This window comes from Ornithinibacillus xuwenensis (assembly GCF_039614845.1).
In the GTDB taxonomy this organism is placed as follows: Bacteria; Bacillota; Bacilli; order Bacillales; family Amphibacillaceae; genus Ornithinibacillus; species Ornithinibacillus xuwenensis.
The window spans coordinates 175,764-188,892 of the sequence record NZ_JBDIML010000002.1 but is presented as its reverse complement, the minus strand read 5'-3'; the positions used below and the strand labels follow the sequence as shown (position 1 = coordinate 188,892).

Genomic DNA, 13,129 nt, shown 5'->3' with positions numbered 1-13,129 from the left:
TATGGGAATAGATGTTTATTTTTCTAGTTAACTAGCGATATCATGACGAAGTAATCCATACTTCCGCTTAAAGCGATTCAATATTCTTATCCAACTCGCTCCAAAAATGATTAAAAAGAATACATTTGACAATGCATGCGCGAGATCATGTGTGAAGCTGGATACATAAACCCCCATTAGAAAATTCCATGTCAGGTTTTCCACATTGCCAACGACAATCCATAAATTCATGAACCAACCAAACAAGAATCCCCAGATAAAACCATAGACACATTTGCCCCACATTTTTTTCATCCACCATGTATTCCGTAATAGACCAGCTGTCATACCGATCATGCCCCATGCATACATTTGCCAAGGGGTCCAAGGTCCTTGACCAAGAAAGAAATTCGATACTAATGCTGCAACTGCCCCAACAATAAACCCTGACTCCGCACCAAACACGAGTCCCGTGACAATAATGACAAATGAGGTTGGTTGTACACTCGGTAATCCAGCAAAAGGCACACGGGATACGGCAGCAATTGCAGCTAATACCGCTAGAATAACAACCTCCCTACCCGTAATGCTTCGGATTTCAAAGCGGGCAAAGAAAGGAAGCATGATTAAAGCAATAATAACCAGGCTCAATAATAAATAGGCCTGATAATTCAGCAAAACAAACGCTAAAACGATAATGAAAAAAATAGAAACAGAAATAATTGCTAAATATGCACGGGATTTGGCCATTCGGAAAGTGCCTCCTCTAATGTAAGTGATTCTCTAACATGACTTGCACGAGTTGCTCGATTTATGGAAGTCGTATAAAAATAATTTCCTTTTAGGAGTTCATCCGGCGTTCCTTCCGTCGTAATCGTCCCATCGAACATCATGGCACAGCGTTCCGCATGCTTGGCAGCAAACTCGATATCATGTGTCACCATGATAATCGTTAGACCCGCTTCATGAAGCTGGTGAAGAATCTGAGCAAAATTTTGTTTCGACATTGGGTCTAGTCCCTTCGTAGGCTCATCAATAAACAATATTTCAGGATTACCTAATAACATACAAGCAAGAGCCGCTTTCTGCATTTCTCCTCCCGAACAATCATATGGATGACGATTCCGTATATGCTGTATACCGAAAATATCTAACACCTCCGTCATTCTTGCTGTGTCATCTGGTAGCTGTTGACGCTTTAACACTTCCTGCATTTCTTTTTCCACCGTGTCTTGAATAAAATACGTTCTCGGATTTTGTGGCAAATAAGCAATTTTATGATAAAGTTCTTTCCCTTTTAACTTATAGGTATCCTTGCCTCCCATATATGCTCGTCCGCGTTGAGGCTTGAGATTTCCGATGCACGCTTTCAACAACGTACTCTTCCCGGAACCATTTCCGCCAATAATGGTAAAGAATTCTCCTTTCGTTACCTGTAAGGAGATATTCTTCAAAACGAATGGTGTTGTTTTCGTATATTGGAAATAGACATTTTGTACGGAAAGGATTGGCTTTTCCTTATTTGAAGTTGATTCGATTGGTGCTTGGTTCGCTTCAGTAGAAGCATGATTGGGCTGTGCTGCCAGCCATTGCTTACATTCTTTTACCGTTAATGGTATAGCTGATTTTTCAAGTGTATCGGTTCGCTGAATATAAAGCTGGGAAATAGATGGAACATATTGCATGAATGCCTGATCATTTTTTTGAAAAATATCATAGATTACCTCTCTACTCGTTCCTTCATACACGACTTTTCCTTTATCCATCATGATCACATGCTCGGCAATCGCAAATAACTCTTCCAGACGATGCTCCACTAGAATGATGGTTATTCCCATCTCTTTATTCAGTCTATCCAGCATCACGATTAAATCCTTGGCGGCAACTGGGTCTAATTGTGATGTCGGTTCATCAAGCAGCAATACTTTAGGCTTCAATAGAAGAACAGAGAGCAGATTTAATAATTGCTTTTGACCACCAGATAGCTCGGAGGGTTTAGCATGTAACAGTTCTTCCATTCCAAAAAAATGGACTAATTCCGCTACTCGCTTCCGCATTTCCATATTGGAATAGCCGAGGTTCTCCATGCCAAAGACAATCTCTTGCATGACATCATCCATAATGATTTGATTCTCAGGGTCTTGAAAAACAAAGCCGATATCCTCAATCATTGTCCGATCATCCCAGTCCATGATTGGCTTTCCGGCATAGCTTATTTCTCCTGTACAGCTGCCTACTGGGGCAAGGTCCTTCTTTAATAAGCGAAGTAGCGTAGATTTCCCACACCCACTTGGCCCACATACCACCGTAAATTCCCCTTCTTTTAGTTGAATAGCGAGATGACTAAGTGCTTCCTCCTCCGCATCTGGATAGCGAAAAGAAAGATCATCTATTTTAAAGATATCCATTTCAATTGCTCCCTCCCCTCCACAATCAGTGGAAATGAATACAGAATAATCATGCAGCCATATAATACCCAGTCAAGTAAGTAAAATTGAAGTGTCCCTAACTCCGGATAGATAATAATCTTGCCATAGCCTAAAAAACCACCAGCAAGACAAATCAAAAAAAGCAATGCTAAAGCAAGAAGCCAGCTCCAGTCACGTTTTTCCATCCGAAACGGAATATAGGCCGTTTTTTTACCAATTCCATAGCCTCTTGCTTTCATGGAATCAGCAGTTTGAATGGCTTCTTCTAAGGACCATGTTAATAAAATCTGGGTTGTTAACATACCTGCTTTCGCACGCGCTCTGATGCTTCCTTCGGTCACACTTACTCCCCGAATTCGTTGAACGGCATTTATTTCGGAAAGTCTCCTTCGTAACAGCGGAACAAACCGAATGGATAACATCATTAAGAAAGCCGTACGTGGTAATATTCTTGAAAATATGTATAAAAAACGATTCCCATTTAAAATAAGATTAAAGGAAATAAACATGATTAATATGATAGCGATGGATAAAGCCATCACGATACCATACATGGTTGCCTCTAAGGTTACTTGCTTTCCTCGAAAATAAAACAAAATATTTGTGCCACGGGATACTAGAAAGGGATTTAAAACAATAATGAATACACTCATCACTAGTAGCCCAGGAATCCATTGTCTTAGTGCTTTTCCGTAATCATGTGTCAAATTCACGAAGACCACTAACAAGCAGGCTGTTGCTAAAAAAATTGGATGCTTAAAGTAAAAAGCCAACGTACCAACGCATATGTAATAAAAGAATTGAACAAAGGGATGATAGCCGCGAAAGCCATTTTCCATCCATACACACCTGCCTTTAAATAATTGAAAGGCTGGCCTGCTGAACAAACAAGCCAGCCTTTTTTAGAAAAGAATTATCTACGGAAAGGCTGTAGATTCGCACCTAGGTCTCTACCTAGATCCGTTGTATATAGCCATTCGACTCGATCACCAGGTAATAACGGTACAATACCTGCACTACGATCTGGAAAAATTCCGTTTACTCGATACATCCAGCCACTACCTTGACCACGGTCAAATTCATACACATTCGCTATTCCCTCCACATAGGCTGAGGCACCTTGGCCACCACGATAGTCCATTTGAATCTTCTTTTCTTGTGTGATACGAATTAAGGCATCTAACACGGTATCACCTTCAAAGACTTCCATTTCAGTTGGAGGTAAAGGAATCTCCGTATCCGAGATGACAATGGAATAGACAATGGTATCGGCTGTTTTCTCCTCTTTCGGTTCTTCTTCTGATTCCGGTTTTGTTTCCTTTTTAGGCTCTGTTTCTTTTGTGCTATCCGATTTACTTGGTTGTTCTTTCTTTGGCTGTGCGCTTTTCTCGGAATTACCATCACCGCTCTTGTTTACTGTGCCTGATTCCGCTTGTTTATCACTGGTAGTAGAATCAGCTGAACCTTCATCGACCGCTCCATTAGTAGGCTTGGAGGAATCTTGGTCACGATCCTTTTCATTCGCTTCGGATGTGGTGTCATTCTTATCTTCCGCTACGGAGTCAGCTTCTGTATTCCCTTCTGTCTCCTCTATCTCCTCTTTTTCAACCGTTGTCTGTTCATCTTCACTTACCTGCTGTGCTTCCGAATTTTCTTCTAAGCCAGTTGGTTTTGCCAAGGATGACCCACAAGCACTTAAGGTCACTACCAATAGTATTGCTAGGAAAAGGGATGTAACTAGCTTTGCAAATCGCATTAGGATAAACCCTCCCTTCACTTTATTTACTTAACGCACGTCTTTTCTGAACAAGAAGCATAACGCCACCAATTGCTAACAGGAGCACACCAATTAGTAAGTAGTTATAGATGTTTGTAGCTGTATTCGGTAGTTGATGACCTGTTTTCCCGTCTGTTGAATTTCCATCACCTTTATCCGTGCCGCTTCCAGAATTTCCTTGTTCATCGTTTGCAGCTTCTTTTTCCTTTGTACGTACGGAAATCTTTCCTTCAGTTGAGTTATTTCCTACATAATCAACCGCGACAACTGTATACTGATAGACCTGATTCGCTTTTAGCGCTGTATCAACATATTCAGCATCTGTACCCGGAACAACCGCTACCTGTTTTCCATCACGATAAATGATATATTCTTTAATCCCTGATGGATCATCTGCTGATAAGCCTAATGAAATACTATCGGAAGTCTTGCTCTTCTCCGTTACCTGAGGCTCGGATGGGCCTTCCGTGTCTGTGAATACACCATAGGTTGAAAAATGGTCAACCTGAACCGTTATGACTTCATCTTTCGCATCTCCCCAGCCACCAACGTATTCCCACGCTTCTGTTTGTTCATTCAAGTAATAGATACCTGTCTTACTTAGGTCAACACCGGAGTTAACACCCATCGTTAATTGGTAGCTACCCTTCGGCTGCTTACCATCTGGAAATTGGAATTCAAAATTAAATACATCGCCAGCCTTTTCTAATCCAGGTGATTGCTTCGTAATCTCCCGAACGATTAGCTTGGTTCCTTCTGGTAAATCATCTGGCATCACTACTTGTGTCTTGCTTCCCTTTATTTTAACTACTTGATTCTTCGTTACATCTACCTGTTCATTCAGGTTGATTACTTTTTCAACTGGATCACTAGATTGCGGGAATTGATAGAGACTTCCGCCATCATGTTGATACAGCTGATACGCTACTAATGCTTGGTAGGCTTGCTCTGTAGCCATCGAATTGGACATGGAGTCCCCACTTGTATGCTGAAACCCACCATCAGCTAATTGAAAACTTAGTAAATGATCAACTAAATTGTTTCCATTTTTCGTAAAATCACTGCCCGTCGGGTCGATACCATAGGCTGTTAGACCAATAATAACCTGAGAGGTTGCTTCACTAGTCACCCCGCCTACAAACGATCCGCCATCAAATCCACCTTCATCAGTTTGAACAGATGATAAGTAATCTACCGCTTTATCTAAAGCTTCTTTAACAGGTGCTTGATCTTTATATGGACTAAGTCCTGTTATTGCCATTGCTGTAATATCAATACTTGGTGAGCTGAAATATTCATTTAGATTCCAGCTTCCATCCTCATTTTGCGTACGTAATAATTCCGCTATTAATCGTTGACGATTCCATTTTGCATCACTTGGTACTGTATACGCATTTGAATCCAAGGCAATCAAGGCAAAAATTGGACCATTATTTCCTTGAAACGTCATCGTGTCATAGCCACCACGACGTTCAGGGCTATTATAAATTAACTCGATTAAGTCTAACCCATTGATATCTTGAGGGTCCTTACCTAAAGCAACCGCAGCAATTGCTAGTCTTTCAATATCGGTAATTTTGACGCGTTGACTTTCCAACTGCTCGACAATTTGACTTTGAATAGCTTCATCAAAGATTTGAAGATACTCATTCGGAATTGAAACGCCAGCTCTAGCTAAGCCAATCGCTTGCCACTCACTAATAATCCCCTCATGTAGCATGTGGTTACTAGCTTTTTTCATCGCATCTTCGATATTATAGTTTGTCGTTTTCTTTGATTGATAGGTTACGTTATAGCTTTTCGTTACTTTGTTCTGGTTACTATCGACAGCAGTAACCTGGATAACGTTCTTTCCCTCAAGTAGACTTGCTTTAAATTGTCCATCCTGTTGAGGATTTAATTTCGTATCGTTTAGTTTAATGGTTGGTGTAATGCTGCCATCTATTTCGTCGGTTGCACTCGCACGAAAGGTAAGCTCTGGTTCTTCTACTACCATTCCATCTGTTAAAGTATCCACCGTGACGCTTGGTGGTGTCGTATCTTCTGGTGGTGCCTCTTCAACCGTAATTTGTGCATATGGTCTTGAAATATTGGTTAATTCACCACTTTTTCGTTCCGCTGAAAGGGTATATGTCCCAGCCTCATCAAATGTTACTGTTGCCATTCCATTTTCATCCGTTACAACGGCATTACCACCCTGTAGATAAGGATCGTTATTCACAAGAATGGTGGAGCCCTCAACTGGACCTGTTGTTTGTTCATTTGTCCAAGTGTCATACACCAATCCATTTTGTTTAATCGAAATTGGTTCTCCAACCTCGGCCGTAATATGTTCCTGGTCAAACCAGCTGTACGTATTGTCATTGTAATTATCTACATAGAAAACAACGATTGACTCACCATCGGTTATTTTTCTATCTAACACACCCACTGGTACGAATTGATTATCAATATAGTACATCCAGCCACTAAATCCGCCTCTATCAAACTCCCATAGACCATCAATACCTGCAATGTAATTCCCACCATAACCTAGGTCGAACTCATTCTTATCGAGTGTATTAATACCTGCAGACTCTAGCGCTCGAATAATCGCATGTATGGCACGCGGATCCTCTGTCGTAATTGGTGAAGTACCACCAACATATTGTTGCAAGTCAAATGATCCCACCTCTACCTCGGTAGGTTCCACAATCGTTCTATTATATGCCTCTACTCGTACATTCACTGATACTGTATCACTAGATGCTTCTGCTGCATTGATGAAGGATTCTTTTGGAGGTATGTTAAATACGATTAAAACTGCGATTAATAAGGTACTAAGAATTCTTTTAAACACATGTAACGCTCCTTCCCCAAATGTATACGCTTACTTTTTTTCAGCGATAAAAACTAGATTTTTCATTCTCTCAATCTACTAAGACCATTAAAAAATGCATCTCTAATAGAAAGAGATGCATCCTTATCTTACTGTTAACTAGGTATGTATAAACCTAGTATAAAACCCGCGCAAGCGCACCCCCTATCCTCGTAGGTTGAATGGCGTAAAAGATAAGGCAGGTCTCCTGGCTCATGATCAACATTATCTATCACCTTCCCATCCGAAGACAGTGGTATATGATATAGATAACTCCCATTTACAGTGGCGGGACCGCGCCGGATTCTCACCGGTCTTCCCTTTTAATGATTTCTACAAAGAAATCAACCAAATCTTCTTCGTATTCAATTATCTTAATTTTAGATAATAATGGGAATAGAGTCAAAGGATTTCTGGATGTGGATTTACATGTCTTTAATTAATTTTAGATAAATTGAAAACCCACTCCAAAATGGGAGTAGGTTTTTATTAAATGTATATTTATTTTCCTCCATATAAGGAAGTAAAATAATTAAATACCTCATTATCTTCATCTAAAACTTTGTAATTTCCATCAAACGTTTTTATATAGTCCTCCGCAATCGTATATCTATGTATCGAGCCATAAAAATGAATGTATAAATCGTACTCAGCTTTACTTTCTTTATACTTGCCGCCTTTATCGATATGGAGTTCATTTCCAAGCAAATCAGAAATCACATCTTTATCATCAATTTCAATTTCATCACCTGTAGGACCTTCTATGCTTATTTGATGGATTCTATCATAATCTAAGTTAGTTATTGTTAGTTGTTCATCTTGTCTTATTTGTTCTTCTAGCATTTCTTTAAATGTAGTAGATTTTGACGTCATATTTAAAAACCAAATAGCCAAAACAACAATTATTATCATACTAAGTGCAATGTATAAGAATTTATTTTTATTCAAAAGAGCGCTCCATTCTAACTATAATTTTCGATTTGTTCCATATTTTCTATATAGTTATCTAGCATTTTAATCTGTTCTTTAAAACAAAACAATCCCTATTAAAAATAATCCCTCCAAAAATGGAAGGATTATTCTTGTTTTTATTAACCTAAGGTGGATTAACTTGATTCCTAGTTATTCAAGGAACTTCTCTATATCCTCATTTAAATAAACCCAGCCTTTCCAGCCAATATGAATCGTGTCACGCATAAAATAAGGATCATATTCATGGTCGGAATAATCGGCGTACGGAAAGCCGTTATCACTAATCTGCTGTTTTATACGAGTATAGTAGTCCTGCCGTCCTTCTACAGGGAAGCCTGTGTAGTCATAATACGCCCCATTCACAGGGATAATGACAAAAAGTGGTTCAGCTTCCGCTTCCTTGAGAATATCAAGCATCAGTTGGAAATCGTCGTACTCCAGCGATTCTGCATAGGAATGGTCTGTGTTCTTTCCTTCCATTCCCTTGATGTAGTCCTCTTTACGCTTATATACGCTGTCTTCAATATAAAACCGGGAATTCTGTGCTCGTTGCTCGCCGTAAGCATCGGCTTGTGCCCGCAGTTCCTCCCATGTCTTGTCCTTCACTTCATCTGACTGATGACGATTCGTTGGGTCATCCTTCATAATAGTGAAATACAGATCCTTTTTCTGGAGGATGGATATATAAGTCTTTGCAGGAACGGATAGCATATTAAACTGTACCTTTTTATCATTCAGATAAGCATCGTAAAGCTGATAAAGCACCATATCGTTCTTGACAGCATCATACGTCATCAGGCGTTCCATTAACTTTCGCTTCAACTGCTCATCCACTTCCTTATTGTAAGGAAGCTGGTACGCTTGCAGTGCAGAATAGTTTGGTGCAAAATGCTGCTCGTCTGTACCATGCTTAACAAACCATTGCGGTGATACGATGATGACCATCTTCTTGTCCTTCAATTGATCGGCATGCGTTGCAAAATTTAAATCATGAATAATAGAAGTCATTCCGCCTTTTCCTACTAAATAAGGTGTAAAGTCAGCATCATTCGTTTCGAAATAATTCGATGGATGGAATGGATCCCAGCGCGACAATTCAGAAGAACCATAGATTGGAACATAGGTTGGATCTTCGAGCATTTCACTTTGCAAATATGTTCCTTGGAACATATTTGGCTCCAGACTTATAGCCGAGTCCTCTAAGCGATCTGCTGGAATTAACTTAGCCAGCCATGATTCGGGTACTACGATGAGCCCGGCAAACAGGACCAATGCAAGAATGACTGGTCCAAACAAATACCTCTTCTTCATTATTTCAGCTCATTTAGACGATCTACGATAGCATTTGGTGTATTCCATGTATCTCGATCGAACTCTGTTATCGGTACATTAATATCAAGCTGCTCCTCGAATTGAACCAGTAATTCCACTGTCGCAAACGAATCAATTAATCCCGCTTCAAATATATCCAAATCATGCTCTTCTTTTACAACATCATCTTCACAAACTTCTGCAATAACTTGTAGTACTTTTTCTTTAAAATCCATCATTAAATTCCCCTTTTATTGAAATGGTTTGCCGGAAAACAGATAAAAACCGAAGCATACGACATGGAAAGTGATGACGATAGACACCACTGTCATTGCTTTTCCTGTTGGCCAGCGTTTATGTTTTTTGTTCCAGTTCTCGAAGTAATTAAATCCAGCCATCATCAAGGCATGATAGGCGCCATAAACGATGTACTGAATCGCTAATCCATGCCATACTCCCATCAGCAGGAACAGCAGGATATAGCCTAAATTTGATACGAGCATTTTATTCTGTATCCATTTTTTCTTCTTCATCAGAAAGACGAAGCGCATGAACACATAATCACGGAACCAGAACGACAGTGACATATGCCATCGGTTCCAGAAATCCTTGATGTTGCGGCTAATAAATGGCTTATTAAAGTTCTCCGGTGACCGGATTCCCATTATATAACTGACTCCGACTGCGAACGCCGTATATCCGGCAAAGTCAAAGAATAAATACAAGCTATAGCTGTACATGTACAACAGATGATTGGAAAACGCGCCATCCGCTATATGATGTAAATTCATAATGAAATACGTATTAATGCTATAACCGATTATAAATTTATATAAGAAACCTACGAAGATTTTATTTATCCCTTTATAAAGCAATTCCTTGTATTCTTCCGGTTCCCAACGCTTTTCTTCATCCTTTTGGAATCGGCGGAAGCGATCAATCGGACCGGATGAAATTGTCGGATAAAACAGCATAAAATTGACAAGCTGAAAAATCGAGAGCTGCTCCTTTATCAAGCCATCTCGTGTTTCAATAATGATTTGAACCGCACGGAATGTCAGATAGGAGATACCTAGAAAGCTTGCCCAGTTATCTACTGCCAAAACCGGCAATATCTTGGATAAAATCAAAGGCAGGATCGACAGAAAACTAATGATATAGAATACGAGACTGCTATTCTTTGCTTGTCGATACGTAATATAGCCTTTGACCAGTATAACCTGTAGGATGGTGAATGCTACTAACGAGTAGAAGCCTTGGTCCCCTCCTGAAAAGATAAGAGCCAATACAATAACGGATACGAACACATTATAATAACGCAGGCGCTTGCCCATTACACCGAGAATCATCGTCGGCAATAGCAAGACACCTAGAATGATAAAGAAAAGGAAAGAGCTATACGGGGTCATACGAGTACCTCTTCCTTCATTTTCTTACGGTCAACTTTTCCATTCGTCGTCATTGGAATAGCCGCATGATACGTAAACTTACGCGGGATCATATATGCTGGTAATCGCAAAGCAAGATCTTTTCGAATAGCAGCTGTCAATTTGTATTCCTTGTCAAAGCTATGATCCGCAGGTACCACTGCCGCAATCAAGTATTCAATTTCCTCATTTGGTGCATAAGGAATAATAATGGCAGTCTTAATATACGTAGACTGATTCAGGTGGAACTCAATTTCTTCCAGCTCCATCCGGTAGCCATGTAGCTTGATTTGATAATCCAGTCTGCCCTGGCAGTATACCAACCCGTCCTGAATAATGCCGGCATCTCCAGTACGATAGCTATTCATTCCATTGATAATGCCGAATGCATTTTCTGTTAGTAGCGGTTCACCCAGATAGCCTTTTGATACACTTGGACCCGATAGGATAAGCTCCCCTTTTTCACCATCAGGAAGCGGCATACCCAATTCGTCCACAACGAAAATATGCATATCGGATTTTGGATAGCCCACTGGCAATGCCTTCTCTTTTGCGAGCAAGTCCTCCGTAATTTCAATAGACGTCACAGCAACGGTTGCTTCTGTAGGCCCATAGGTATTAAAAATCCTTGCATTTGGAAAACGTTCCTTCAGCTCTTGGGCTACTGCTAGCGGTAATACTTCACCACAGAAAAGGAATACCGCAAGCTCCGGAAGCATTGTTTGATTAAAGTCCGGATTTGGAAAACACATTTGCACGAAAGATGGCGTGGATGTCCATACTTGCAATCCAGATTGACTCAAGTTTTCAAATAAATGCTTCGGCTTATTGATTACTTCTTTCTCCAATGCATGAATGGTACCCCCACTCTGTAGAGCTGGGTAAAAGTCCATCACAGACAAATCGAATGAAAAAGGTGCTTGATTCAAGAACACCTTTCCTTGACCTAACGGAAAGTCACCTGTCATCCAGTCGGTAAAAGATTGCAAATTTTCTGCAGTTATTTGCACGCCTTTTGGATTTCCAGTACTTCCAGATGTGTAAATAATATAAAAGACTTCTTCAGGCTTGACCCAGTATTCTTCACCAATAAGCTCTCCTTGTTCCAGCTGGAGTGCTTGCGAATTTATAACAGTGACATGATCAATATCCAGATTGGTATCGGTTGTATTAATGACCAATTCCGCACCAGATTTTTCAATGATAAGACGAACCCGTTCCATTGGGATGGATATATCTACCGGTATATAAGGGTTGCTGGCCTTTACACAAGCAAGGAACGATACTGGCATATCAATTCCCATATGACCGTACACGACAACTGGCTTCTGTCGCGCGATTCCGGTATCCAGTATGAGGCTTGCTAGTCTACTAGATCTATTCCATAGCCCGCTATAGTTCAGTGCCTGGTTCTCTGTACGAAATGCTATTTGTTCAGGGTTACTTGCAGCATGCTGTGCAATACGTGTTAATAGTTTCATGTTATTTATCTTCTCCATTTAAAAATCATTATAAATATAGTTGCCTGTATTGGCTGTATGGAAGCCATACATCAAGAACAAGGTAATCAGGATTGCCAGATAAAAACTAGTATGCAAAGCAAACCGGACACCATTTTTACTATATAGTGTTTTAAGCTTTTTCATCTTTATTCTTCCTTTATTCAAATTTATAGCCGGTCCCAATAACCGTTCGGATATGATGGGATTCACAGCCTAATTTAGCTCTCAGCTTTTTAATATGGGTATCCACAACTCGAATATCTCCATCAAAGTCGAGTCCCCATACGTGATTCAAAATGGTCTCACGCGAAAGGACGTTATTTTTATGCTGAAGCAGGAATACCAATACTTCATATTCTTTTGGTGTCAATTCGACTTGCTGCCCCTCCAGCTGAAGCTGATGGGACTTCGTATTGACAATTGCTTCACCGAAGCTGAGCATATGGCCAGTCGGTAGGTAATGCTCTGTTGCACGTTTCATTAACGAATTCGCACGTGCTACTAACACCCTTGGGCTGAATGGCTTCGTGACATAATCATCAGCACCAAGTTCAAACCCATGAATTTTATCATCATCACTGGATTTTGCTGTCAGCAGAATAATTGGGACACCAGATCTCATTCGAACCTGCTTGATAACTGCAAATCCATCCATTTTTGGCATCATAATATCGAGTATGACTAAATCCGGAAAAGTGGCATCAAACCAGTCGATACCGCTGCTGCCATTATCCGTTTCATACACTTCCCAGCCGTCCTTTTTGAAATAATCCGCTACCACTTCGCGGATTCTCACTTCATCCTCGACAAGCAATACTTTCTTCCCCATCGTGAATCTTCCTTCCAATCTATATTAGCAAGGCAATATGTCTTTC

The 13,129-nt window shown here is 40.2% G+C and carries 12 protein-coding genes and 1 riboswitch; all 12 genes read right to left on the bottom strand.

The window, feature by feature from the left end; all coding sequences use genetic code 11:
* Positions 1-27: 27 nt before the first annotated feature.
* The 12 genes from ABC228_RS06765 to ABC228_RS06710 all read right to left on the bottom strand — a co-directional run bounded on the left by ABC228_RS06765 (position 28) and on the right by ABC228_RS06710 (position 13,083).
* The gene (locus ABC228_RS06765) at positions 28-729 is read right to left on the bottom strand and encodes an ECF transporter S component (protein ID WP_345824348.1); all 702 of its coding nucleotides are present in this window, start codon (positions 727-729) and stop codon (positions 28-30) included.
* A complete protein-coding gene (locus ABC228_RS06760) occupies positions 705-2,387 on the bottom strand; it encodes an ABC transporter ATP-binding protein (protein ID WP_345824347.1) in 1,683 nt (560 codons plus the stop codon). The genes ABC228_RS06765 and ABC228_RS06760 overlap by 25 nt, the downstream gene beginning before the upstream one ends.
* Positions 2,369-3,247, bottom strand: a complete 879-nt coding sequence (locus ABC228_RS06755; RefSeq protein WP_345824346.1) for an energy-coupling factor transporter transmembrane component T — start codon at positions 3,245-3,247, stop codon at positions 2,369-2,371. The genes ABC228_RS06760 and ABC228_RS06755 overlap by 19 nt, the downstream gene beginning before the upstream one ends.
* A gap of 74 nt (positions 3,248-3,321) precedes the next feature.
* Entirely contained in the window at positions 3,322-4,164 is an 843-nt protein-coding gene (locus ABC228_RS06750) for a DUF4430 domain-containing protein (RefSeq protein WP_345824345.1), read from the bottom strand.
* A gap of 22 nt (positions 4,165-4,186) precedes the next feature.
* Complete coding sequence (locus ABC228_RS06745) at positions 4,187-7,024, bottom strand: DUF4430 domain-containing protein (protein WP_345824344.1); 2,838 nt, start codon at positions 7,022-7,024, stop codon at positions 4,187-4,189.
* Positions 7,025-7,223: 199 nt separating this feature from the next.
* A riboswitch (cobalamin riboswitch) is annotated at positions 7,224-7,410 on the bottom strand.
* A 133-nt stretch (positions 7,411-7,543) separates the two neighbouring features.
* Complete coding sequence (locus ABC228_RS06740; protein WP_345824343.1) at positions 7,544-7,990, bottom strand: hypothetical protein; 447 nt, start codon at positions 7,988-7,990, stop codon at positions 7,544-7,546.
* Between the two features lie 174 nt (positions 7,991-8,164).
* A complete protein-coding gene (dltD, locus tag ABC228_RS06735; RefSeq protein WP_345824342.1) occupies positions 8,165-9,325 on the bottom strand; it encodes a D-alanyl-lipoteichoic acid biosynthesis protein DltD in 1,161 nt (386 codons plus the stop codon).
* Positions 9,325-9,561: a D-alanine--poly(phosphoribitol) ligase subunit DltC gene (gene dltC / locus ABC228_RS06730; RefSeq protein ID WP_042147926.1), complete on the bottom strand. Its 237-nt coding sequence runs from the start codon at positions 9,559-9,561 to the stop codon at positions 9,325-9,327. The genes dltD and dltC overlap by 1 nt, the downstream gene beginning before the upstream one ends.
* 15 nt (positions 9,562-9,576) lie before the next feature.
* Entirely contained in the window at positions 9,577-10,734 is a 1,158-nt protein-coding gene (dltB, locus tag ABC228_RS06725) for a D-alanyl-lipoteichoic acid biosynthesis protein DltB (RefSeq protein ID WP_345824341.1), read from the bottom strand.
* A complete protein-coding gene (dltA, locus tag ABC228_RS06720) occupies positions 10,731-12,233 on the bottom strand; it encodes a D-alanine--poly(phosphoribitol) ligase subunit DltA (protein ID WP_345824340.1) in 1,503 nt (500 codons plus the stop codon). Before dltA ends, dltB begins: the two co-directional genes overlap by 4 nt.
* A gap of 18 nt (positions 12,234-12,251) precedes the next feature.
* A complete protein-coding gene (locus ABC228_RS06715) occupies positions 12,252-12,398 on the bottom strand; it encodes a teichoic acid D-Ala incorporation-associated protein DltX (protein ID WP_345824339.1) in 147 nt (48 codons plus the stop codon).
* Positions 12,399-12,411: 13 nt separating this feature from the next.
* Positions 12,412-13,083 (bottom strand): response regulator transcription factor, encoded by a 672-nt coding sequence (locus ABC228_RS06710; protein WP_345824338.1) that lies wholly within the window; start codon positions 13,081-13,083, stop codon positions 12,412-12,414.
* Positions 13,084-13,129: the final 46 nt, after the last annotated feature.